Genomic DNA, 23,566 nt, shown 5'->3' with positions numbered 1-23,566 from the left:
TTTATTAGATGATAAATAATATAAAAAGCATACTTAAAAATCTATCCGGATTAATTATCGGAGCGGTATTCCTTTTTCTTACCCTACATGAAAAACCATTAGGTCCTGTATGGGAAAGTTTAGCAGGAGCCGATTATTTTTTCATCTTCCTAAGTTTTCTGTGCCTGTTTTTGGTATTTTACCTAAGAGCATTGCGTTGGAAACTATTAATTGAAGAAGCAGGAGAAACGCCTAAATCTGATAAAGTACTTACCTCCCTCCTTTTGGGATATTTCGTAAACAGCTTTACGCCTAAACTTGGCGAAATCATCCGTTGTACATCACTTCAAAAGAACTCGAAAGTTCCCGTGGCCGTATCTATGGGAAGTGTAATGGCCGAACGTGCATACGACTTATTAATACTGGGATTGGGAATTGTAAGCATATTCTTTATTGAAGTGGACAGACTTCAGGGAATTATTGATTCAACCATTGGAGGCATTTCTCACATCTATGGATATCGTTACATCTATGTCTTGCCAATCCTTTTAATTCTCTTTGTCGTTTTGTTCTTGGTAAGCCTCAAAAAACTTAAAAAATCCGAGAAACCAATTATTAAGAAGCTTGTTGGATTTTTGCAAAGCATGTTTGAATCACTAAAACAAGGTTTACTATTAAAGAAGAGATTCAAGTTTATTCTACTTACCCTGTTAATTTGGATGGCATTGGTAATTCTAAACTACATATACCTACTATGCTTGCCTGAAACATCGGAATATTCAATCTTCTTTGCCGTAGTAATTTTATTTATTGGCGGTCTAGGTTGGGCGTTACCAAGCCCAGGTGGCATAGGAACCACGCATTTCTTTTTGTTACAGCTATTTTTGGCCTATCAGCTCGATGCCAATGCGGGAATTAGTTTTGGAATATTATCGAACGGATTAACTTTTATTGGAACCCTTGTGTTGGGTGGCTATGGCTACTTTAGATATTGGGTAGAAATGAAGGGTAAGTAAGCCCAAACTAATTCTACTTGAAAACTTTAAGTGCGGCGGAGTGATCTTCGAACAAGTTCTCAGCTTCTCCGTCTTTCTAAAAGTTATTCTACATATAAGCAGCTTGTCCTTCCAATTCCCATTAGGTTGGATAATATAAAATAATAAACATCGAGAGTTTAGACTCAAAGACGAGATTCTAATGTCTTTTTATAACAATACTCGCAAACTCAGTTTTTACAACTATCTTTGTCGCAAATTTGAAGACAAAGAATAATGAAGTTTAGCCAATATAGCTTTTCAGAAGATATAAAGAAAAATCTGGAAACACTGGGTTTTAAGCGACCTACAGATATACAATATAAAGCCATCCCTCCCATTGTAAAAGGTGAGGATGTTTTGGCTATTGCACAAACCGGTACCGGTAAAACGGCAGCCTTTGCCATTCCTATTATCGATAAAATTCACAAATCGAAGAAAAACAAGAGCAGTAAAGGCATCAAATGTGTTGTAATGGTTCCTACCCGTGAACTGGCAATACAAATTACCGAAGTGTTCCAGGAAATTGGCAAATACACCAAAGTAAAGAGCTTTTGCGTTTTTGGTGGGGTTGAACAAGATCCACAAATTGCAAAATTGCAGCAGGGAATCGATATCTTAATTTCAACTCCAGGTAGAATGTTCGACCTTACAAGTCAAGGTTATATTGATTTGAGAGGCATTGATACCTTAGTATTGGATGAAGCGGATCACATGTTGGATTTGGGTTTTATTAAAGATATTCGCGACCTGATTAAATTTTTGCCAAAAAACAGACAAACACTCTTCTTTTCGGCAACCATTACGCCAAAAATTAAGAAGTTGGCTTATTCATTGGTTCGAAAAGCCATTCGCATTCAGATTTCGCCTAAAGACCCGGTATCAAGAAATGTGGAGCACTCTCTGGCATACGTAAAAATGGATGACAAGCGTTTCTTCCTTGAACGAATTGCCAAAGAACATGAGGAAAGTAAAATTTTAGTTTTTGTAAGAACCAAAGTTCGTGCTGAACGTGTACACAAAGCAATGGATCGTGTTGGCGTAAAAACTCAATTGATTCATGGAGATAGAGAGCAAAAAGATCGTTTGGCAGCCTTAAATGAGTTTAAATCTGGCAAGGTAAAAATCTTAATTGCTACCGATGTAAGTGCTCGTGGAATTGACATTCCTAACGTAGATTACGTGGTAAACTACGATCTTCCTGATGTTTCTGAGAACTACGTACACCGAGTTGGACGTACAGGACGTGGCGTACAAAAAGGTGTTGCCATTTCATTCTGCTGTCCTGATACAGAGAAGGAACTTTTAAACGAAATTGAAGATTATCTTGGAGGGGAAATTCAAGTTATGGATATCTCACACCAGGAATACTCTGCAACAATCGACTTTTCGGAAGATTATTCAAAAAGTTTAAAAGAACTTATGGAAGAAGCAGATGAGTACTTCGAAAATCCCAAAAAGAAAAAAAGAAAGAAAAAATAAAATACTTAGAGCTCAAACCCATTTAGTTTGAGCTTTTCTTTTGAATATTTATTAAATTCGGTAATTCATTTTGCTTAACCACGAGTAAAATGGTCTAATACACTAATTTCAATATCTTACACATGCAATCACTTATCTCTCCCGAAAGCAACATGGTGTTGTTTTTCGTTGTGGCAGGTGCTGCCGCCTTTGGAATCTATTCAGAACACAAAAAATGGTTTGGAAAATTATCAGGTATTTTGGTTACCATGATTTCCATGTCCTTATTGGCAATGGCTGGAGTTGTTCCTGTAGCATCGAACCCAAACATTAAGGTAGATGTTTACGAAATGGTATTTTCGTATTTCATTCCCATTTCGATACCTATGCTGCTATTTAGTTCTAACATTGTAAAAATTGTAAAGGAAAGCGGCAAATTGCTTGTGGCCTATATTTTAGGAGCCATTGGGATTGTTTTGGGTTGTTTTCTGGCATTCAAGCTTATTGATTTAGGTCCTGATTCTGGGAAAACTGCCGGGGTTATTGCAGCAACACTTATTGGAGGAAGTGTAAATTTTATAGCCGCTGCCGAAGCGCTTAATTTTAGTACAAATCCATTATTTACAGCTACCATTGCTGTTGATAACTTTGTTTCCAACCTGTATACCCTATTCCTGTTTTTAACTCCTTCTCTCCTGTTTTTGGCTCGCTTTTTTGTAAAACCTAAGGCCGAAAATCGTGTAGAAGAAAACTCTGCTAAAAAAGCTGAATATCCTATCACCATGGAGCGAATTGCCGTTTCGGTATTTATTGCTGCATTAATCGCAGGAGCTGGTAGTTTTGTATCGCCATATTTACAAAGCTTTTTGAATACTGATATTAATTTAAGCATCCTAATCATTACGGTTTTTGCTGTACTGGCAGCCAATCTGTTTCCAAAACAATTGCAACCACTCGAGAACACCGCATTCTCGGTTGGTTTATGGATGATGTATGTGTTTTTAGCAGTAATTGGTGCCGCTACCAATATTCAGCAAATTTTCAGTATCGGACCTGCTGTATTGGCCTTCTACCTTACCATTATGATTTTCCACTTTGTGTTTCTACTGGCATTGGCCAAACTATTCAAACTTGATGTTTACGAAGTGGTAATTTCTTCGGCTGCCAATATCATGGGACCATCGGTTGCCGCACCTATGGCTGCATCAATGGGACAAAAAAAACTGGTAACTCCTGGTATTTTAGTCGGAATTTTAGGCTATGTAATTGGTACTTTTATTGGCGTTAGTATTGCGATTTATCTAAGCTAGAACTTATAGGCAATTATATATAAAAGGGTTGTTTCATCTAATGAGACAACCTTTTTTCTTTCCTTCTTCCTACTTATCGATTCCTTTTTGTCACAAATCGATTCCCTTTTCTTACTTACCCATTCCTTCTTGCTACAAATCGATTCCCTTTTCCTACTTACCCATTCCTTCTTGCTACAAACCGATTCCCTTTTCTTACTTACTCATTCCTTCTTGCTACAAATCGATTCCTTTTGCTTTATATTACCTGGAATAATTCAAGCATAAACATTCTATTAATCAGAAAATTAAATTTCTTTTAATCCATCAAAATAAATTGAAGTGTATGAGAAAACACCTAAATACCATACTCCATTTCTCATAGCACAATGATACATTACAAATACAATGATCTTTTTTTTATCACGAGTACGTGTAGTACAATAGTTAATTGTCTAATAAATGATGGTAGGTATTATTACAATAAAAATCTTAAATTCACTCAATATATACCTACTTGTATATTAAAATATGAACTGAAAAATAAGGGAATCTAAAGCGCAATATCAATGACACAAAGCTCTACCCACTATTCTATAGAATTACTTACTGAAAAAAGAATTGAAGAATTATTTAAGGAACACTATGCGGTTTTAACTGCTTATGCCAATAAATTTCTTTCCGATTTGGACGATGCCCGAGAAATTGTCCAAAATGTATTTGTTCAGTTAATTGATCACAAAGACTCTGTTAAGATTCACACCTCAGCAAAAGCACATTTGTATACATCTGTTCGAAATGCCTGTCTAAATGCAATCAAACAAAAAAGCACGCATGCCAAACATCATGAAAACATCAGGTACTTGACCTCGGATATTGGAACGGGTGTAGACAAAATATTGGAGCAAACCGAATTAGAATATGAATTATATCAAGCAATAGATGAATTGCCTGAACAATGTCAGCGCATTTTTAAAATGAATCGTTTTGATGGTTTTACCAATCAGGAAATTGCCGATCAGCTAGGCATATCGAAACGAACTGTAGAAACACAAATCAGCAAAGCATTAAAAATTTTGCGTAACAAAATAGGACCAATGCTAGCTAGTCTGCTGATTTTATGGCTAATGGAAAAAATGTGATTTTTTTTTCAAATTAATATACGTGTGAGGATATTCTAATTTGTCTTACTATTAGAAAAGCGAAAATGAACAAGAACGAACAACATATCGACGAGCAAATATTACTAAGCATTTTAAATCAAAAAGCTTCGGAACAAGATGTCGAAACATTCGAAAAGTGGATGGCATCAAACCCTGAAAACAAAGCTGCCTTTGATAGAATGCGTAAGATTTGGGAAAAGAGTTCTGAAATTGAGGTATTCGATAAAATTGATGTAGCTGCTGACTGGAATTTGGTGAAATCGAAAAGTAGTGCATCGGTTAAATCAAGAAAACTTAGGGTTTTTATGAGTTATGCAGCTTCAATTGTATTCTTGATTGGATTGAGTTTTGTGTTGCTTTATGAAACCACTCCTGGGTATGGAAAATTGGCTCAGCAAAAAACAGAAATAAACAAAGATCAGGTTCTTTTGACCGACGGAACACAAGTTTATTTGAATCAAAATAGCCGACTTGTTTATCCAAAGCATTTTGGCAGTAAAAAACGAAATGTAAAATTGGAAGGTGAAGCTTACTTTCAGGTAAAATCAGATCCATCCAAACCATTTATAATCACTTCTGGAAATGCGATAATTGAAGTACTTGGTACCGCCTTTAATGTTCGCAACGATGAGAATGGAAGAACCATAGTAACCGTTGAGTCTGGAAAAGTAAGTTTAACAGATCAGCAAACCAAAAAAGTGGTTTATCTGACCAAAGGTGAAAAGGGAATTTTACACAATTCCCATCTTACCGAGTCTGAAAATGATGAACCAAATTTTGATGCCTGGAAAACTGGAATTCTAAGATTTAACAAGACGCCAATACCTGTAGTTTTTAAATACATTGAAGACTATTATGGCGTGAAAATTACAAACCGATGCGAAAGAATAGATACGCTGACATTTAACAGCATATTCGACAATGATGATATCAAAGATGTGATATCAGAACTGGAATTGCATCTGAATGTAAAAACGGTAAAAAGGGGCAAACATGTCATCATTTCGGAAAGAAATAATTAAATCTAATAGAAATTGACAATGAAACGAACATGAATTTTAGCATTCTAAAATACACACATGAGAATGATTAAATTCATCGAGAGTTCCATCTAGCCAAAAAATAAAATTTAAACAGATGAAAAATAAAATTGCACTTATATCATTCATCCTATTGCTAAGCGTTTCATTTGCAAAGGCACAAAAAACAGTAGTTAAAGCCAATATGCTAAGTCCATTGGTACGAACAGGATCATTTTTTGTAGAGCATCAATTAAATGATAATAGTAGTTTACAGTTGGGATTACTATACACTGGTAAAACCTGGGATGAAACACAAATTAGAGGCTGGGGAGTTACACCAGAATACAGATTCTATCTTTCTGATTCACCTGCTCCAAAAGGCTTTTTTGTAGCGCCTTACGCTAGATATTTACATTTTGAATTGGAAAATGAAAACCATAACAAAGCAAAAATGAATGGATTGGGAGCAGGTTTAATTATTGGTCAGCAATACATTTTCAAAGAAAGAGTTAGCTTCGAATGGTTCTTTGGTCCTGGTTATACCAATATTGATTTGGATGTAAAATCAGGTGTTGAAGATGACTTTGAAACCGGTAGCTGGGATGGCTTTACCTTGCGAGCAGGAATCACTTTAGGGATCGCATTTTAAAAAATCACAAAGACTTATTAATTAAAGAATTGCTTACTCGATGATTCGAGTGAAGGGCTCAACTTGTGTCATAAATTTAGTTAACCTATTAACAATAATAACAAAAAAATACATGAAAAGATTATTAATTATTGCAGCAATTGCATTCGGATTTTTCTCAACATCAAACGCTCAAAAAGTAGAATATAAAGTGATTACATCAGTAGAATCTATCGTTCCTATGGGAATTGGTCGTTCAAGAATCATTGAGGAGAAAGATCCAATTGAAGCTGCTGATTTCACCACTGAAAGAACCGATGGTAAAAAAAGCAATCAAAAAGCGGTGAAAAGATCGGATGCAAAAGTAAGCCTGTTCTCGGAAACCAAATTGTTAAACTTCTATAGTATTGCAGGTATTAATTTCCAGAATATTGCTTCGAACGATGCATTGCTATCGTCGAAAATTAACAAACTTACCAACGAAGGATGGGAATTGGCATTTGTTGCTAGTGGTGTTGAAAGTGATAGTGGTAAAGGCGATGGTAAAGGGATATTTATTACCAGATACATTTTTAAAAGGGTGAATAATAATTAATTTCCCCTCTTGCCAATGAAATTATAATATTCAATCAAAATAAATGCATTTAATTGGAAGCCTTTTGGGCTTCCTTTTGCTGTTTATAATGACAATATTTAATTTTACCATCTTAACCAATCACACGCTTTAATTTATGGTAAAATTTATTTTTACTTTTTCATTATTGCTCTATTTTCTATCTGCCCAATGTCAGAATGTCAATCTGCAGCAAAAAATTAGTCTTCCCAAAAGTAGTTATCAATTATCCAAGCTACTGGAAGAAATTACAGACCAAACAAATGCTCAGTTTAGTTTTACCAGTGAATTAAACATCAATAAACCGGTTCAACTATCCGATTCTGTTTCATCCATTATAGATATCTTACACCAGTCCATCAACCTGAAGAATTTTAAAATTCAAGCAAAAGGCAGTAAAATTTTCATTGTCTCCATTCCACCCTACGATAGAAAATACAGAATCAGTGGATATATTAGTGATGCCAATTCTGGTGAAGCGTTAATCAATGCAACAGTTGCAAACCTAAGTAACTTTACAGGAACAGTTAGCAATAATTTTGGCTTTTACAGTTTAAGCTTAAAAAACAAAACTCACCTTTTGCAATTTTCTTTTGTTGGTTACAAAGAGGTGCTTTTAGATGTTGAATTGGAAAGAGATACTATCATTAACATATCCTTGGAACCCAAAACCATTCTTCAGGAAGTTAAAGTAACAGCAAACGAGAGGGCAAATAACATTAATCATTTATTTGTTAGCACCAATAGTTTCCAGGCTAAAAACATGCACCAAAATGGTGTTTTTGGTGAAAATGATTTGTTCCAAAACTTAAGGCATTTGCCTGGTGTTCAAAACAGCAACGAAGGTTTAGGTGGCTTGAATATTAGAAATGGTTCACCCGATCAAAACCTTATTTTACTGGATGATGTTCCCGTTTATTACTCTTCACATTTAATGGGCTTATATTCTGTTTTTAATCAGGATGCTATCAACCAGGTGAAGCTGATTAAAGGAGGTTTTCCTGCACATTATGGAGGACGAGTATCCTCTGTTTTAGACATCCGAATGAAAGATGGAAATACCAAGAAATTAGAAGGAAGCTATAGCCTGGGACTGCTTACTGCAAAGTTCAATTTGAATGGGCCAATCAAAAAAGATAAAACCACATTCAACTTGTCAATCCGAAGAACCTATCTTGATCTATTGATTAACGGGATTCTGGATCTTTCTGATAGTAACGTAAATGCCGGCTACTATTTTGGGGATCTTAACTGGAAAGTTGTACACCGATTTTCTCAACGAGATAAACTATACTACAGCACCTATTGGGGAGGTGATTTGGCCAGTGTAAAAAGCTCTGAAGATATTTCTACAAACATTAGAGAAAAAGTTAGATATAAACTAGGTTGGGGTAATTTTACCAACTCACTACGCTGGAATCATGTTTACAACGATCATTTATTTGGCAACACTACTCTGATTTTAAGTAGATACACTTTTTTGTTGAAAGAAAAAAGAAGTCAAAAAGCCAATGATTCAGGTTACATGGAAAATTACATTCATGAATTTAAATCTGGTATTCGTGATTTCTCATTCAAAACGGAGTTTGACTTTATCCCTGATTACAAGCATTATTTAAAATTTGGAGTAGAAGCTTCCCTGCATCACACCAAACCTGGTAGTGAGTTTATTAAAAACACCAGTGATAACAATTCCGAAATTTCAACTGATGAATTGATTAAATCAAAAGAAGTGAACTTATATGGTGAAGCGCAAATAAGATTTGGTAAAAAATTACTGGTTAATATGGGAACTCGCTGGAGTAGTTTCTTTGTGGATAATACCTATTACTCTACAATTGAACCTAGGTTAAATTTGCAATATTTCCTTACGCCAAAATGGTCATTTACAAGTAGCTTTTCTCAAATGACACAATATCTTCATTTGGTTAGAACCAGCACCTTAAGTTTGCCCACCGATTTATGGTTTCCGGTAACCAGAAAAATTAAACCGATCGATTCTTTCCAATATACAACCGGAACACATTATTCGTTTAACGAATCGGTTAAACTAAATATCGAATTTTATCACAAACTAAGTCGAAATTTACTGGATTTGAAAGGAACATCATACTTTCAAGATGTTAGCTCTGACTGGGAAAATATGGTTGAAAGTGGCAAAGGATGGAGCAAAGGATTGGAAGTTGAACTTAGCAAAAGTCTGGGGAAAACAAATGGAAACATTGCCTATACTCTATCTCAATCAAAAGTAAGATTTAAAGGCATTAACAATGGTAAGGCCTATGCTTCTCCTTATGATCGACGACACAATTTTTCCATTCAGGTCAATCAGTTCATTAGCAATAAAACCAAGTTTTCAGCCTTCTGGACTTATGGCACAGGTCTTCCCGCAACATTATCAACTTCAAATATTACAGCAATATCTCCTTATGATCCTTCCTCATTTGAAACTAAAACTGTCTATACAGAAAGAAATTCTTACAGACTTCCTGACTATCATCGTTTAGATTTGTCAATTAGCTTTATGAAGAAAAAGAAACATGGAACAAGATATTGGTATATAAGTATTTATAATTTTTACAATAGAAAAAACACTAGCTTTATGTATGTATCTAATGATAACAGTACATCTACTGATCCTAAATTAAAAAAAATCAATCTGTTCTCATTTATACCAAGTGTTAGCTATTCCTATAAATTTTAATCCTTTAAACATGAATTATTTTAAATTATTAATCAGCTTAATTTTATTATTACTAGTTATTTCATGTGAAGAGGAAGCTGAACTTCCTACGGCTCAATCTGATCCAATCATTTCAATTAACTCATTAATTGGAGTAGATAGCTTAATTAAGGTCAATTTATCGAAGAGTGTTGGATCTCCTGTTGAAATCCAATACATCTCAGATGCAACAATTACCGCATATAAAAACGATAAGGAATTAGGTGAATTCATTTATCGGGAAAATGGCACTTATGAACTCCCAGAGCAATATCTGGCGAGTGAATCCGAATATCAAATTACCATTACTCATCCAAATTTCAAGAAGGTAACAACACAAACCATTGCTCCCCAAAAAGTATTAATCAACGACATCAAACTTTTGAATGATGTATCAGAAGGCAAAACCACTTTTAAATTAAAATTTACTGATGATGCCAGGCAAAGCGACTACTATATGCTACTAGTAAAAGGTATATCAAATAATTACTCGAATGTAATTGAATATTATAGCAACGATATTGTATTTGAAGGGAATTTGAATGTAAATGATAATGGATTCGAACAAAATATGCTGCGAGGTAGCCGAAGTTTTTCCGATGAAAACTTTGAAAGTTCACAAGTTGAGATTTCATTTTATATTTTGAATGATGATTTTTTTGTGGATTATCAAGAATATAAAATTGAGTTGTATCACCTAAACGAAGATTATTTTAATTACGAAAGATCGTTTGTATCTCTTGAAAACAAAGGCGATTTGCCATTTTCTAATAAAACTAATCTCTATTCGAATGTTGAAGGAGCATTTGGAATTTTCACAAGCTATGCTTTGGATTATAAAATTGTATCAAAACAATAATTTTATGACATTGAGGGTTATATTAAAAATTGATTTATTTTTATTGAACCACACTTAAACTCATTTCAATGTCAAAATACCTTCCTATCTTAATAATATTAATTTTAAACATAACGAATCCGATATTTGCACAAGAAAATTTCAAATGGGTGACTGTAAAAAAAGGTGAAGGATTCAATGCCTTTTTATACAGGAATCAACTTACTCCAGCCAAACATAGCGCAAAATTCAAATCCTTAAACCAAGGGCGCTTCACAAAAAGTGGTCATTTAATTGCAGGAAAAAAATACAAAGTACCACTGCGATACTCCACCTATTCCATTCCGCTTCTTGGAAAAGAGCATGCAAGCGTAAAGCAAATAGACAATTTGCTTGAAGGCGCAGTCATTCACTTGGTAGCTGGTCATGGTGGTCCTGATCCTGGAGCTGTTGGTAAGGTATCGGGCAATAAAATTTGTGAAGATGAGTATGCTTATGACATTGTTTTAAGATTAGGCAAAGAACTTATATCGCATGGTGCCAAGGTGCATTTCATTATTAGAGATGACAATGATGGAATTAGAAACGCGGCTTTTTTAAAGCCTGATAAAGATGAAAAGTGCTATCCATCGCAGGTAATTCCCAAAAAACAGACCCCACGCTTAAGACAAAGAGCAGCTGCTGTAAACATTTTAGCGAGGAAGGAAAAGCCAGGAACCTATCAGCGCTTAATTATACTGCATCTCGATTCAAGAAGTAAAAGAAACAGAACCGATGTATACTTTTATCATCATTCTAATAGTGCAAAAGGCAAAAAGCTTGCATTAATGCTTCAGGAAAAGATGAAAGTTAAATACGCAAAATATCAGCCTAACAGAAAATATACAGGAACCATTGGAACAAGAAGGTTGTACATGCTAAAAACGACCACTCCTCCATCGGTGTTTGTCGAACTTGGGAATATCAACAACTACAGAGATCAGATTAGATTTACCAAAACTGATAACAGACAAGCTCTGGCTAATTGGCTTTGCGAAGGAGTTATTGATGATTATAAGGCACAAAAGTAATATCGATTATTAATTTGTATGAGCCATTTGTTCATTTTGTTTCAAATGGCTAACAAATTATATCGGCATTATACCTAACGGATAATAGAGCTTATAACAGCTCTTTTTCTATAAATGATATAAAAAGTAAGAAAAGAAAAGTGTTTTTATTTTTAATCATTTATATAATTTCTAAGCGTAACACTTATGTGTAAATTTCAAAACTACTGGTTCAACACTATTGTGGAAATCCTCATACGATAACATGAGTAATTCGGTATGAGTTCCAGCATTGAATACGATATCATCATCTTCTACTAAACTTTCTGACACATAAACTTCCAGGTTATAAAGATTTCCAAATGGAGGCATTGCTCCTACCTCGCACTGAGGAAAAATATCTTTAAACTCCTGTTCGTGAGCTAATTCAACTTTTTTACAGCCTAACATTTGCTTTAACAAATCAAAATCGATTAAATAAGATGCAGGTAATACGGCCATTGCCATTCTACCATCTATTTTAATCATTACAGTTTTTGCAAGCATTTTCCCGGGAATATGGGCCGATGCCGCAATCTGTTGAGCTGTATAAGCTGAAGAATGCCGAATCGTAACATATTTTATCTGTCTTTCATCTAAATATTGCTTTAACTTTCGGATAGGCATAGCGTTCTTGTTCTATGGTTTAAAATTTGCAATCTGCATAAGGCTTCATCACCTTTAATCGGTCAAGCCGATGAGTTATATACCTTTCTTTTCTCACTTTCACCCCTATTTTAGAAGCATTAGAGGGAACTATTAAAATACAAAAAAAAAAGGTGGAAGTAAAGGGTAAAATGTTTTAAATAAAGAATCTAGACAAAACTCTCAAATGTTAAAAAAATAAAAAAAGAGTGCTTACTACGAAAATTATCGTACTAATATTTTGTATTACGAAATCTTTCGTATAATTTTATCTACGAAATTAATCGTATAACGGAATTCACCACAAAATGCCAAAGAAGATTAAGCCAACCGAAGCAGAATTAGAAATTTTGCAAGTATTATGGACTTATGGTCCGTCTACAGTACGTTTTGTAAACGAAAAATTAAAAACTGGAAGAGATGTTGGATACACAACAACTTTAAAGGTGATGCAAATCATGACGGAAAAAAATATGCTTCGCAGAGAAAAAAACTCTCGAACTCATATTTATGAGGCTATTGTGGAAGAAAAAGAAACCAAAAATCTTCTCATAGATAAATTCATATCTACCCTGTTCAACGGATCAACATCAGGAATGGTATTGCAAGCATTGGGCAATAAAACATGCAGTACCGAAGAACTGAATAAAATTCGCAATTTAATTGATGACATCGAATCATCACAAAAGTCTGAATCCCATGAATAGTTTTAGTATATACAAATTGGTTGATGCTTTGGGATGGGCCCTCCTGCATTCAGTATGGCAAATTGTGATTTTTGGACTTATCGTTTGGATTCTTTTTCGGTTTATATCAAAAGATAATGCCAAACTAAGATATGGAGTGGCAAGCTTAGCTTTGGCTTTTATATTTGTGAGCTTTGCCATTACATTTTTCCATTACCTTCCATTATCGAATCACAGCAATGGTTCCGATCTGAGTTTAAATCCTGAACTACTGTTGTATCTTCTAAATGGTAGTCCTGAAACTCTAAATCAGTTTAGTTTTGAAAATTTACATATCGACAGGTATTTTCCTGTAATGGTGAACATCTGGATTATTGGCGTTTGTATTCTTTCATGTCATATGACATTCAATTATTTGCAAACCATAAAATTACGTAAACACCTCGCCTATCCTGTATCGAAACAGACGCAAATCATTGCCGATAAACTCATTCAAAAGCTCAACTTAAAACAAAACATTACAGTATTGGAGTCTGGCTATGTTCAAACTCCATCCTTAGTAGGATATTTTAAACCTATGATTTTGCTGCCAATAAGCATGCTTAGCGGAATACCAGAAAATCAATTGGAAATTATTATAGCACACGAATTGGCGCATATCAAGCGTCACGATTATTTATTTCAATTTATTCAAGGCATAATAGAATTGTTATTTTTCTATCATCCTGTTGTTTGGTGGCTATCTTCTGTGGTTAATACCGAAAGAGAACACATTTGTGATGATCTGGCGGTAAAGATTTGTGGTGAATCCTTAACCCTAATTAAAGCATTAAATAATATGGAAGCAATTAGAAAAAAAAGATTCGAATTGGTATTGGGATTATCAGGTAAAAAGAATAACCTATTTAATCGAGTACAACGAATTGTGAGACAAAATCCTTCTGCGAAAAAGACAAATAAAATCGTTTTTAGTGGTTTATTTGTCCTTCTTCTTAGTGGATTCATTTTGATTTCAAATTTTGCCATTTCAGGTAATGCATTCACTGGTAAACAATTTTTCTCAAAGATTAATGTATTAGATCAAAATCAACAAAATGGATCCGATGCAATGCTCCTTGCACCTGATAAAAAGAAAAAGAAATCTAGACAGAACAAAAAAACGAATGAGACACATGAATCAACTGAAATTGTTGAAGTAGAATCAGAAATTGAAGATGTAGTTGAAATTGCTCCTGAAATAGAAGTAGAATCTCTTACTGAAGTGAATTCTGAAGAGGAAGTTTCAATGGATTTTGATGTTGATTTTGCATTTCCTCAAGATTCTTTAAAATCAAAAGAGTGGCTTCAGAAAAAAGTAAACGAAATAATTAAGGAGCAAAAAATTGAGTTAGAAAAGGCTGCCCAGGAATTACAGGATGTCAAAGTAGAAATGAACTTTGATAAAATGCGCCTGGAAATGGAAAATGCTCTTAAGGATTTGGATGTTGAGCAGATTAAAAAAGAAATGCAAGAGCAGCAAGCTGAATTAAGGAAAGAACTTGAGGAGTTAACAAGTCAGAATTTAATCAAGCAACTTGAATTGGAAAAAGAACTTCAGAAGGAAGAACTAAGCAATGAGCTTAAAGAAATTGAATCTGACAAAAAGCTTAATGAAAAAGAAAAAGCTGAAATTAAGAAAAGAATTCAAGAGACAATTGAAAAAGTTAATTCCAAAGAATTTAAGGAGCAGTTGAAGAAAAACATTGAAAGATCTAAGAAATCTCTTCAAGAGCATCTTGAAAAAATGGAATCAGGAGAATTTGAAAAGCAGCTTCAAAAACAAAGAGAATCCATAAAAAAGCAGATTGAAAAATTTAATTCTCCCAAATATCAAATGGAACTTCAAGAAAAACTTGAAAGAAGCAGGGAAAGCATTCAAAAGCATTTGGAAAAACTAAACACTCCTGAGTACAGAAAAGAACTTGAAGAACAAATCAAACAAGAAAAAAATAATACGGATCAATCCTTTAGAATTAAGGGTTTTTATGAAGGTGAGAATTTACTTATTGTCCTTGATGGAAAAGTAATTGACAAGAACACTTTTAAATCTTTAGAGCCAAGTACCATTAATTCTATCGAAATATTGAAGGACAAGAATGCAACCGATTTGTATGGTGAAAAAGCATCAAACGGAGCCATAATTATTAATACCATTGAAAATAAAAGAAAGACAGCGCATTTGGTCCAAGTAAAAGGAGTTTCAGGAGAAAAGAACCCTCTTTTTATTTTGGATGGTAAACCAGTAGATTATGAACAATTTAAAAAGATTGATTCAAGCAGTTATAAAAGTGTAACTGTATTAAAAGATGAGTCGGCCACTGCCTTATATGGAAAAGCTGCTGAAAATGGTGTTGTGCTTGTTACAAGTAAAGGTGAATCAGATGAAATGTCTAATCAGTTTCGTTTAGAAAACTTTTCCGGAAAAGATGCTCCTTTATTCATTGTTGACGGAAAGAAAACAACAATAAAAGCCTTAAATAAATTGTCACAAAATGATATCGAAAGCGTAACGGTTTTAAAGGATAAATCGGCAATTGAGCAGTTTGGTGAAAATGGTAAAAATGGAGTTGTACTTGTTTCACTAAAAAATAAAGAAGATGTTGACAACACTTCCATTAAAATTAAGGGAAAGCTAAGAAAAAATAGCCCTATCTACGTTGTGGATGGTAAGATTATTTCTGGAAAAGAAATGGATTTCATTAAATCCAAGGATATCGAAAGTATTAATGTCTTAAAGGATAAATCAGCCATTGACAAGTATGGAGAAAAAGGGAAACAAGGAGCTATTGAGATTACATTAAAAAAATAAAAACTCAATATCAATTTTATACAAAGGATCACGAAAAAAGTGATCCTTTTTTTATAGTATACTCTGATTTGCAAGCAGAATAACAAATTCGTAACTTGATGATGAGAATATAAAAATATGCAACCATGCTTCTAATTCTTGTGATATTATCAAGCTATATCCTTATTAGAATTGTTTCAATATTCAGCAATTATCTAAAAGCTTTTTCCAGAAACGAACACTTTCGTTTTGCATTTGGTATTGCTGCAATCATCGTAGGCGCCTTGCATATTATGTTCCCAATATTTTTTAGTCACCTATTCTCAACTATTTTTAAATCTACCTATACGGCCACCAGTATTTCAGGATTTATACAAATCATTTGTGGAGTTGGCTTATTAATCCGAAGAGTATACAAGGAAGCTGCCATATTATTAATGATCCTTCTCGCGCTATTTATACCCTTAAGCATTTTTATGATGATGGATTACATTCCTGGACCATTAGGCCCAGAATATGAACCCATTCTAGGATATGTTAGAATCCTATCATTTCCTATATTAATATGGACTTTATTTAAAGTATGTGATATGTCTCCAAGAAAGGGACTTCAAACAGATCGATTTAAACATGATATATAACCAATTACAAACCTAAAATTTAGAATATGAGCTACTATATTAAAAGAAGTACAAACTTTAGCTTCGATGATGCTATTGAACGAATTACCAAAGCTGTACAAACAGAAGGATTTGGAATCTTAACAGATATTGATGTGACTGCAACGTTGAAAGAAAAGATTAATGTTGATTTTAAAAAATATCGCATTCTTGGTGCATGTAATCCAACATTTGCCTACGAGGCATTCCAAGTTGAAGATCAAATTGGAATAATGATGCCATGTAATATTACAGTAATTGAGCAGGATAATGGTCATGTAGATATTTCAATTATGGATCCTACGGCAGCTTTTAATGTAATTGAAAACGAAGAATTGCAGCCATTTGCTATCGAGCTAAAGAAGAAACTGGAGCGTAGTCTTACCTATCTTGATGAATAACAATCAAAAATCTTAAATATGAAATCATTTCTAATTTTAATTATTGTTGTTATTTGCATCCCCAGTTCTATCATCGCACAAAAAGAAAATAAACCTGTTGATCCAACCCGCCAGTTTGACTTTTGGGTTGGTGACTGGGATGTTTATACAGAAGAAAATTTAGTTGGCAAGAATAAAATCGTATTTCTCCAAAATAAAAATGTAATTCAGGAGAATTGGGTTTCTGAGAAAGAAAATTTTACCGGTACCAGTTACAGTTTCTATAATCCAAAAACAGCCAAATGGCACCAAATATGGATTGATAAGAATGGTAACAACCTTCTTCTTACAGGTGAGTTTTCCGATGGAAAAATGGTTCTTACCAGTGGCTTAGACTCTAATATGGGTGAACCAAACTCCAAACACAGAATAACATGGACACAGCTAACAAACGGCAATGTGAAACAAGTTTGGGAATCAACTACGGATAGTGGGAAGAGTTGGAATGTTCAATTTCAAGGGATTTATAAGAAATCAAATTGATAAACTAATTTTGGTTAATATATATTTCCATCTGCATCAACCATTGGTACAAACCTAACGGGTATAACATTGCGTTGAATCACTTCGCCTTTCTTCTTTTCAAGAAGAACCAATTTTTTCACATATTTTAAGCCAACAGGAATCACAAGCTTGCCTCCTTCAGCCAACTGATCAATCAAAGCTTGTGGTATTTTTGTTGGCGAACAAGTTACAATTATGCCATCAAAAGGAGCTTTTTCCGGCCAACCTAAATATCCATCACCATATCGGGTATTAACATTTTCATAGTTTAAAGAATCCAGAACAAAAGCTGCTCTTTTTTGCAATGGTTTTACAATCTCTATGCTATACACTTCTCCACCCAATTCTCCAAGAATAGCGGCCTGATAACCTGATCCTGTTCCTATTTCCAATAGCTTCTCTCCTTCTTCTACCTCTAACAATTGAGACATTAATCCAACAATATATGGCTGTGAAATAGTTTGTCCATGTCCAATTGGCAATGGGCGATCTTGATAAGCATACTTCTGCAAATAATGGGGCACAAACAAATGCCGTTGTACTTTTTGCATGGCTTTAATTACTTCCGAGTCATTTATTCCCCGGGATTTTATCTGTTCAGCCACCATTTTAAACCTCTGTTCTTTAAAATCCATATTCTGAACATTTTGTCTCACAGGAATAACAATACCAGTAATAAGCAAAACCAAACCGTATATTAAACTAAAGTTCATTTTATACCATTTTTGATATTGAAATATACCTTATTAGTTGTATACTATAAATTTACGACTTTATTAGTGCTTATCGAAATGTCCTTGCATGCATCTTTTATCGCAGATGTACTAAAAAGGAGATTTATTTTATTAAATTCACAATTGACCTTTGTCTCTTTAAAGCGCTATAATATGAAGAAGTTTACAATTCTATCCATCTGTTTTCTTATTTCAATTAAACTAATCGCACAACAATTCAATATTGTCGATTTTTCTCGAAACATATCGGCAGAAAACATCAAAAATGATGTATATGAATTGGCTTCAGCAAAAATGCAAGGTAGAGAAACAGCCAAGAATGGTCAAAAATTGGCAGCTGTATACATCTACAAACAGTTCAAAAAAGCAGGCTTAATTGGCTACAAAATGCAAACCGATAGTTTGAGTTATTTTCAAAACTTTTCAATCTACTCCAAAACAGTTCCAGGTCTAAATCTTTCTGTCAATGGAAAAAAACTTAGCGAGTACGAAGATTTTGCATTATCTGGATACAAAAGTTTTAAAGCAGATGATCTTGATTTAATTTATTTAGGAACAGCACCTGATAGCTCGTATACAAACAAAGACTTATCCAATAAGGCAGTATTGTTTCTCACATCCAATTTATATGCTGGTCCTGTAAAGGCTCTTGATATCATTAATAAAACCAATTGTAATATCGTTTTTTACTGTAATCCGCTGAATCCTCATCAGATTCAAACGGTTATGCAAAGACAAAAAAACATGTTTAGTAGGAGACAAATTTTACACCCAAAAAGATTCCCTTTAAATATTCCTTTCGATTCACTAGCTCAACCTGAACAATATAACAGGTATAATAGAATGCTGAGTACTTATCAAGGCCCTATTAGTGCTAAAGCTGTTGCTAAAATCCTAAAGGTAAAAGTAAAAGATCTTAAAAAATGTATCAATGGTAGTCCTTTCAAAATAAAAAACGATGAAAAACTAAAAATTGATGTAGTACTTCAAAACGAGTACAATTTGCAATCAACGGAAAATGTAATTGCCTGTATTCCTGGAACTGAGAAGAAGGATGAATACATCGTTTTATCCGCTCATTACGATCATATTGGAATGAATGGACAAAAAATATATTACGGAGCAAATGATAATGCATCGGGAACTGCAACCTTGTTGGAGGTTGCCCGAAAACTAAAAAAAGCTGTAGATGCTGGTTTACAACTAAAGCGAAGTTTTGTATTTGCTGCATTTACCGGTGAAGAAAAAGGCCTGTTGGGATCAAAATATTTTGTAGAGTCTAATACTTTTCCTCACAGCAACATTAAAACCAATTTAAATATTGATATGCTGGGTAGAAAGGATAACCGCCATGAGAACCTTAATTTTGTATACCTACTTGGTGCAAATGATCTGTACCCAAAGCTTAAATCAATTACTGATAGTATAAACAATCAATATCCAAAACTCGAATTGGATTATTCCTACGATACTGCAGATAATTTTCTCTATTCTGCATCTGATCAAGCGTCATTTGTAAAAAGAAACATACCTGCGATCTTTTATTTTAATGGATTACACAATGATTATCACAAAACCACAGATACTCCAGATAAAATAGATTATGAAGCCATTAAAAAAGTAAGTAGTTTAATTTTTCTTACAGCTATAGAATTGGCTAATCAAGAGTAAATTATAAGCATTCACATTAAGTTGTTAGAAGTAATTTTTTCGGAAAGATTAGTAAAACTTAAACAAAAAGAAAACATAAATTCTTTTTTTACGTAAGTTTGTATTGTTCATTGTGAATTCTATAAGCATACAATTATGAGTATCAAAAAATCCTGCCAATATCTTAGTATTGCGCTATTATTCATGGGAATAATATCTTGTTCGGAAAATGACAAACACACTGGTTTTATCGATCCGAATGAAGAATTATTAGTTGGTTTAAGCAAGGTGGAAGGCTACGATCACACTTACAATTACGATTTTAACATATTGAAAGAAAGGGAAAGTGTTGACTACTATGTTCCTGTTAGTATTGGTCAGGCTCTAAACAGAATTCCTGCTGAAATGAGAAATAAAATCAACCTTATTTCTACAGCAGAATTGCCTTTTGAAGTAAATACCCAGAAAGCAAATATTGTTACTTCCTGGAATGACAAAAATAAACTTGTATTTCAAATTCAAATCTCATATCTGGAGAATGATGAAAGTTATGCCACCAATTTCAAAGATTTCTTTACGATTTCAGTAACTCAACATCCAAACAATCCTTTTGATGAAATGAGTGAAAAGGAATTGGAAACTTTGAAAGAGGATCTGGAAAAAAGAAGATACCAAAACTTAAAATTAACCGATACAGATACTTTATACTATTTGCCTAAGTCAGATGATAACATGTGGCCAAGAATGTTTGACTATTACAAATATGTTGAAGCAGAAAAAAGAATTTATAAAGAATCTACAGGATCTTACCAATACTATGCTTGGTACAACGGTTTGATCTACAAAATCGGTTTCAATATGGATGTTAGTGCCATTGACGCCGAAGCTATGGTTAGAGAGATTATTCTAGCCAACTAGAGATATAATATTCCCAATAATAAAAAAAGGACGGAGAACCGTCCTTTTTTTATTTGCTTAAATCTTTCCTGCAACTGTCTGCTAATGCTTTATCTTCAATTGCCTTTTTAAGTAACAAGGGATCTTTATCCACCTGATAAAGCAATTGATAAATTTCACGAACCGACAAGCTTTTTTCGTTACGTTCTTTCAATATCAAGTCATCGCCTTTATTTATGTTTCCCTCACGTATAACACGAATGTATACACCAGGAAAACCAGCCGCAATAAACTCCTTTACCATAGTATCACAAGAAAATCGATAGTTTAATTTAAAACAAGGTTGTCTTGGTTGAGTTACTTGTACCAAACACTCACCAATCTCATAAACATCGCCAATTTTCACCTCTCCTTCATCCAATTCTGAAATGCTTAGGTTTTCACCAAACATGCCAAAATCCCATTCCAAATCAGGAAATCTGTTCTTCCAAAAATCATAATGACTAGTAGAATACCAATAACACGCTTTGTCTACTCCGCCATGATACCTTCTGTCAATTACAGAATCATCTTTAACATCCTCTTTGCCCAAATAAATTCCTTCATCAACCGGAAATTTATACATGCCTGTATTCACCAGCTTTCCATGATAATTGATTTCTACTGATGTTCCTTTATTAGTCGACACTACTTTCATAGAAATTATTTTTTAATGGATCTTAAAATATAAACTACCTCTTTCTTCAGACTCTCGTAATCCTCTTGTCTGATATCAAGAATCATTTCAACGCCAATTCCTTTTTGAATGGAATGAAAAACTATAACTGTATGCTTCTTCGTTTCATCATCATTATAGGAACCCAAATACCCCATTGAATTCTCTAACGAGAATAATTCTTGCTCTTTTGCAATTACCTTATGAATATCAACCGTTAACCTTCTTCTTTTAAATGATGAGTAGTCGAGCAGTGTATTCTCTTCTCCGATATATTCCAAAGACAAAATACAGGATGGAACAACTCCACTTTCCAGTGTTTCAACAGTTCCATTTCTGGAAAAAACAAAATTCAACAGCTTACCTTCCTTAAATTGATCTTCCAAACACCAATTCCCTTTTGGAAAACCGATATTGATATCTGGTCCTTCAATAAAAAAACTATTCCTATAGGTTTCTGTTCCAATTGCATCTCCATTCTCCGACCAGTAAGTCCACTTCCCATTTTTTTTACCCTTTTCAAAGCTTCCTTTTTGTGATAGTTCGCCATTTGAATAATAATAGGCAGCTGGTCCATTTAAAGTATCGTTTCTAAAGTTTACTGATAAACTAGCCTTGCCATTCGGATAATATTCGAGATACAAGCCATTGGCAATGTTATTTTGTGCGATAAAATCACGCAGTAATTTACCATCTTCCGTCCATAAACGAATATTTCCATCCTGCACTCCCTTTTTATAGGAAAACTGCTTCTTTTTATTTCCATTGGGAAAATATTCAATACACTTGCCATCTTCAATTGCTAACTCCTGAAATCCTTCCTCATACAATCTTTCCCACTCAATTATTTCAACCTTTGGCAAATAATCTGTTTCGGATAGCAATGCACCTGAAATAGTATAATCTTTAACCTGATATTTGCCCTCCAAGATGGGATAAATAACACTATAATATTTAGCATCAGCTTTTTCTATAGAAAGCCAGTTTTCATCGAAATAAACTGTTTTTTGTCCATGACTTAATGAGGAAAAAAAGATCAAACAAAAGAATAAAAGTAGATTTGGTTTCATAATAATGTGTTTTGAGTGAATGCAGCAATATTCATTCCTAAAGTTACTTCTTTAAAAATTTTCTGGCCTTTTCATGAAATTTTAAATGTCGTAATCCATTAATCAATCCTTCGTTGGTATAATAATGCCAAAAGTAATCGAACCTATGCTCTACTCCATGCAAAACTTCAAATTCATGATTCAATTTCAGTACGTTCAAATAGTCATGCAAATCATAAATGCATCTGCGATTTCTGGTCAGCACAAAACTATCTTCTGTACCTATTTCCAATCGCAAAGGAATTTGTAACTCCTTTAATAATTCCAGATTTTGTGCTGCCAACTTTTTATTAAATGGCAAAGTATAATCACTAACATATCCCATTCCAACAACTGAAGCAAACTTTCCCGGATATTTCAAATAATAATGAATGGCTCCTGCTGCACCGCGAGAGTGTCCTTCGATTGAAATACTATTCTTTTCAAGACCGGCATTGAAGTTATTCTGACAATACTTAACAAACTCTCCCTGTTTTTCTCCAACAATTAAACTTTCATTCTCTGGGGTAAACCATTGCACATTTTCTCTGTAATTATCTCCACGTATTCCAGCAATTACAACTGGTTCAATTTCACCATCCAGAATCCATTTATTAAGCTGTTCTTCATTTACGTATTTATTAAAAGTTGTCTCGTCTCCACCTTGTCCATGCATAAAAATTATCAATGGATAGTTTCTTTCTTTTGAAAAATTGGGTGGCAAATAAACAAAGTATGGAACCCAGGAACGTGGACTGCTATTGAAAACAAAAAAGCTTATTTTTCCATCCTTACCTGATGTATCTTTTATTTCATTATAGCTTTCAAAACAATATTTCGAGGCATTCATATTCAGTACATTATCTTTTTATGAAATCTATATT

The 23,566-nt window shown here is 33.8% G+C and carries 22 protein-coding genes; 17 read left to right on the top strand and 5 right to left on the bottom strand.

What is annotated here, in order from left to right:
• The first annotated feature begins 8 nt into the window (after window positions 1–8).
• From ACKPCA_RS04400 to ACKPCA_RS04355, 10 genes are all read left to right on the top strand, one after another.
• On the top strand, window positions 9–995 hold the full coding sequence (locus ACKPCA_RS04400) for a lysylphosphatidylglycerol synthase transmembrane domain-containing protein (protein ID WP_321281628.1): 987 nt from the start codon (window positions 9–11) through the stop codon (window positions 993–995).
• Window positions 996–1,250: 255 nt separating this feature from the next.
• Window positions 1,251–2,495, top strand: coding sequence for a DEAD/DEAH box helicase (locus ACKPCA_RS04395; RefSeq protein ID WP_321281627.1), 1,245 nt, complete (start codon window positions 1,251–1,253; stop codon window positions 2,493–2,495).
• A 122-nt stretch (window positions 2,496–2,617) separates the two neighbouring features.
• A complete protein-coding gene (locus tag ACKPCA_RS04390) occupies window positions 2,618–3,784 on the top strand; it encodes a DUF819 family protein (RefSeq protein ID WP_321281626.1) in 1,167 nt (388 codons plus the stop codon).
• Window positions 3,785–4,332: 548 nt separating this feature from the next.
• Window positions 4,333–4,905, top strand: coding sequence for an RNA polymerase sigma-70 factor (locus tag ACKPCA_RS04385; RefSeq protein WP_321281625.1), 573 nt, complete (start codon window positions 4,333–4,335; stop codon window positions 4,903–4,905).
• 65 nt (window positions 4,906–4,970) lie between these two features.
• Window positions 4,971–5,948 carry a FecR family protein gene (locus tag ACKPCA_RS04380; protein WP_321281624.1) on the top strand — a complete coding sequence of 326 codons (978 nt, stop codon included), beginning with the start codon at window positions 4,971–4,973 and terminating at the stop codon, window positions 5,946–5,948.
• A 115-nt stretch (window positions 5,949–6,063) separates the two neighbouring features.
• Window positions 6,064–6,597: a DUF3575 domain-containing protein gene (locus ACKPCA_RS04375; protein ID WP_321281623.1), complete on the top strand. Its 534-nt coding sequence runs from the start codon at window positions 6,064–6,066 to the stop codon at window positions 6,595–6,597.
• A gap of 112 nt (window positions 6,598–6,709) precedes the next feature.
• The gene (locus ACKPCA_RS04370) at window positions 6,710–7,171 is read left to right on the top strand and encodes a hypothetical protein (RefSeq protein ID WP_321281622.1); all 462 of its coding nucleotides are present in this window, start codon (window positions 6,710–6,712) and stop codon (window positions 7,169–7,171) included.
• A gap of 136 nt (window positions 7,172–7,307) precedes the next feature.
• The gene (locus ACKPCA_RS04365; RefSeq protein ID WP_321281621.1) at window positions 7,308–9,893 is read left to right on the top strand and encodes a TonB-dependent receptor; all 2,586 of its coding nucleotides are present in this window, start codon (window positions 7,308–7,310) and stop codon (window positions 9,891–9,893) included.
• Window positions 9,894–9,903: 10 nt separating this feature from the next.
• Window positions 9,904–10,770, top strand: a complete 867-nt coding sequence (locus ACKPCA_RS04360) for a DUF4249 domain-containing protein (RefSeq protein WP_321281620.1) — start codon at window positions 9,904–9,906, stop codon at window positions 10,768–10,770.
• Window positions 10,771–10,838: 68 nt separating this feature from the next.
• Complete coding sequence (locus tag ACKPCA_RS04355) at window positions 10,839–11,819, top strand: N-acetylmuramoyl-L-alanine amidase family protein (protein WP_321281619.1); 981 nt, start codon at window positions 10,839–10,841, stop codon at window positions 11,817–11,819.
• A 171-nt stretch (window positions 11,820–11,990) separates the two neighbouring features.
• Here the strand turns inward: ACKPCA_RS04355 and ACKPCA_RS04350 are convergent, their stop codons facing one another.
• A complete protein-coding gene (locus tag ACKPCA_RS04350) occupies window positions 11,991–12,464 on the bottom strand; it encodes an aminoacyl-tRNA deacylase (protein WP_054718119.1) in 474 nt (157 codons plus the stop codon).
• 326 nt (window positions 12,465–12,790) lie between these two features.
• Between ACKPCA_RS04350 and ACKPCA_RS04345 the strand changes: the two genes are divergently transcribed.
• From ACKPCA_RS04345 to ACKPCA_RS04325, 5 genes are all read left to right on the top strand, one after another.
• The gene (locus ACKPCA_RS04345) at window positions 12,791–13,189 is read left to right on the top strand and encodes a BlaI/MecI/CopY family transcriptional regulator (protein ID WP_054718117.1); all 399 of its coding nucleotides are present in this window, start codon (window positions 12,791–12,793) and stop codon (window positions 13,187–13,189) included.
• Entirely contained in the window at window positions 13,182–16,016 is a 2,835-nt protein-coding gene (locus tag ACKPCA_RS04340; protein WP_321281618.1) for a TonB-dependent receptor plug domain-containing protein, read from the top strand. Before ACKPCA_RS04345 ends, ACKPCA_RS04340 begins: the two co-directional genes overlap by 8 nt.
• A gap of 125 nt (window positions 16,017–16,141) precedes the next feature.
• Window positions 16,142–16,636, top strand: a complete 495-nt coding sequence (locus ACKPCA_RS04335) for a hypothetical protein (RefSeq protein ID WP_321281617.1) — start codon at window positions 16,142–16,144, stop codon at window positions 16,634–16,636.
• A gap of 26 nt (window positions 16,637–16,662) precedes the next feature.
• Window positions 16,663–17,055 (top strand): DUF302 domain-containing protein, encoded by a 393-nt coding sequence (locus ACKPCA_RS04330; RefSeq protein WP_054718107.1) that lies wholly within the window; start codon window positions 16,663–16,665, stop codon window positions 17,053–17,055.
• Window positions 17,056–17,073: 18 nt separating this feature from the next.
• A complete protein-coding gene (locus ACKPCA_RS04325; protein ID WP_054718104.1) occupies window positions 17,074–17,577 on the top strand; it encodes a hypothetical protein in 504 nt (167 codons plus the stop codon).
• Window positions 17,578–17,591: 14 nt separating this feature from the next.
• On the opposite strand, the gene ACKPCA_RS04320 is transcribed toward ACKPCA_RS04325, so the two are convergent.
• The gene (locus ACKPCA_RS04320; protein ID WP_321281616.1) at window positions 17,592–18,311 is read right to left on the bottom strand and encodes a protein-L-isoaspartate(D-aspartate) O-methyltransferase; all 720 of its coding nucleotides are present in this window, start codon (window positions 18,309–18,311) and stop codon (window positions 17,592–17,594) included.
• A 174-nt stretch (window positions 18,312–18,485) separates the two neighbouring features.
• Between ACKPCA_RS04320 and ACKPCA_RS04315 the strand changes: the two genes are divergently transcribed.
• Complete coding sequence (locus tag ACKPCA_RS04315) at window positions 18,486–20,003, top strand: M28 family metallopeptidase (protein ID WP_321281615.1); 1,518 nt, start codon at window positions 18,486–18,488, stop codon at window positions 20,001–20,003.
• 135 nt (window positions 20,004–20,138) lie between these two features.
• The gene (locus ACKPCA_RS04310; RefSeq protein ID WP_321281614.1) at window positions 20,139–20,900 is read left to right on the top strand and encodes a hypothetical protein; all 762 of its coding nucleotides are present in this window, start codon (window positions 20,139–20,141) and stop codon (window positions 20,898–20,900) included.
• Window positions 20,901–20,949: 49 nt separating this feature from the next.
• Here the strand turns inward: ACKPCA_RS04310 and ACKPCA_RS04305 are convergent, their stop codons facing one another.
• The 3 genes from ACKPCA_RS04305 to ACKPCA_RS04295 are packed head-to-tail and all read right to left on the bottom strand — an operon-like array spanning window position 20,950 to window position 23,532.
• Window positions 20,950–21,576, bottom strand: a complete 627-nt coding sequence (locus ACKPCA_RS04305; protein WP_321281613.1) for an MOSC domain-containing protein — start codon at window positions 21,574–21,576, stop codon at window positions 20,950–20,952.
• A gap of 5 nt (window positions 21,577–21,581) precedes the next feature.
• Window positions 21,582–22,664, bottom strand: a complete 1,083-nt coding sequence (locus tag ACKPCA_RS04300) for a toxin-antitoxin system YwqK family antitoxin (RefSeq protein WP_321281612.1) — start codon at window positions 22,662–22,664, stop codon at window positions 21,582–21,584.
• Window positions 22,665–22,707: 43 nt separating this feature from the next.
• On the bottom strand, window positions 22,708–23,532 hold the full coding sequence (locus ACKPCA_RS04295) for an alpha/beta hydrolase (RefSeq protein ID WP_321281611.1): 825 nt from the start codon (window positions 23,530–23,532) through the stop codon (window positions 22,708–22,710).
• Window positions 23,533–23,566 lie beyond the last annotated feature (34 nt).

Origin of the sequence: Marinifilum fragile, from assembly GCF_963677365.1 — a bacterium.
GTDB lineage: Bacteria > Bacteroidota > Bacteroidia > Bacteroidales > Marinifilaceae > Marinifilum > Marinifilum fragile.
This window is presented reverse-complemented; position numbering and strand designations above follow the sequence as displayed.

Coding starts and splice junctions, on each gene's coding strand:
- ACKPCA_RS04400 (WP_321281628.1), top strand. CDS start 9: ATGATAAATAATATAAAAAGCATACTTAAAAATCTATCCGGATTAATT.
- ACKPCA_RS04395 (WP_321281627.1), top strand. CDS start 1,251: ATGAAGTTTAGCCAATATAGCTTTTCAGAAGATATAAAGAAAAATCTG.
- ACKPCA_RS04390 (WP_321281626.1), top strand. CDS start 2,618: ATGCAATCACTTATCTCTCCCGAAAGCAACATGGTGTTGTTTTTCGTT.
- ACKPCA_RS04385 (WP_321281625.1), top strand. CDS start 4,333: ATGACACAAAGCTCTACCCACTATTCTATAGAATTACTTACTGAAAAA.
- ACKPCA_RS04380 (WP_321281624.1), top strand. CDS start 4,971: ATGAACAAGAACGAACAACATATCGACGAGCAAATATTACTAAGCATT.
- ACKPCA_RS04375 (WP_321281623.1), top strand. CDS start 6,064: ATGAAAAATAAAATTGCACTTATATCATTCATCCTATTGCTAAGCGTT.
- ACKPCA_RS04370 (WP_321281622.1), top strand. CDS start 6,710: ATGAAAAGATTATTAATTATTGCAGCAATTGCATTCGGATTTTTCTCA.
- ACKPCA_RS04365 (WP_321281621.1), top strand. CDS start 7,308: ATGGTAAAATTTATTTTTACTTTTTCATTATTGCTCTATTTTCTATCT.
- ACKPCA_RS04360 (WP_321281620.1), top strand. CDS start 9,904: ATGAATTATTTTAAATTATTAATCAGCTTAATTTTATTATTACTAGTT.
- ACKPCA_RS04355 (WP_321281619.1), top strand. CDS start 10,839: ATGTCAAAATACCTTCCTATCTTAATAATATTAATTTTAAACATAACG.
- ACKPCA_RS04350 (WP_054718119.1), bottom strand. CDS start 12,464: ATGCCTATCCGAAAGTTAAAGCAATATTTAGATGAAAGACAGATAAAA.
- ACKPCA_RS04345 (WP_054718117.1), top strand. CDS start 12,791: ATGCCAAAGAAGATTAAGCCAACCGAAGCAGAATTAGAAATTTTGCAA.
- ACKPCA_RS04340 (WP_321281618.1), top strand. CDS start 13,182: ATGAATAGTTTTAGTATATACAAATTGGTTGATGCTTTGGGATGGGCC.
- ACKPCA_RS04335 (WP_321281617.1), top strand. CDS start 16,142: ATGCTTCTAATTCTTGTGATATTATCAAGCTATATCCTTATTAGAATT.
- ACKPCA_RS04330 (WP_054718107.1), top strand. CDS start 16,663: ATGAGCTACTATATTAAAAGAAGTACAAACTTTAGCTTCGATGATGCT.
- ACKPCA_RS04325 (WP_054718104.1), top strand. CDS start 17,074: ATGAAATCATTTCTAATTTTAATTATTGTTGTTATTTGCATCCCCAGT.
- ACKPCA_RS04320 (WP_321281616.1), bottom strand. CDS start 18,311: ATGAACTTTAGTTTAATATACGGTTTGGTTTTGCTTATTACTGGTATT.
- ACKPCA_RS04315 (WP_321281615.1), top strand. CDS start 18,486: ATGAAGAAGTTTACAATTCTATCCATCTGTTTTCTTATTTCAATTAAA.
- ACKPCA_RS04310 (WP_321281614.1), top strand. CDS start 20,139: ATGAGTATCAAAAAATCCTGCCAATATCTTAGTATTGCGCTATTATTC.
- ACKPCA_RS04305 (WP_321281613.1), bottom strand. CDS start 21,576: ATGAAAGTAGTGTCGACTAATAAAGGAACATCAGTAGAAATCAATTAT.
- ACKPCA_RS04300 (WP_321281612.1), bottom strand. CDS start 22,664: ATGAAACCAAATCTACTTTTATTCTTTTGTTTGATCTTTTTTTCCTCA.
- ACKPCA_RS04295 (WP_321281611.1), bottom strand. CDS start 23,532: ATGAATGCCTCGAAATATTGTTTTGAAAGCTATAATGAAATAAAAGAT.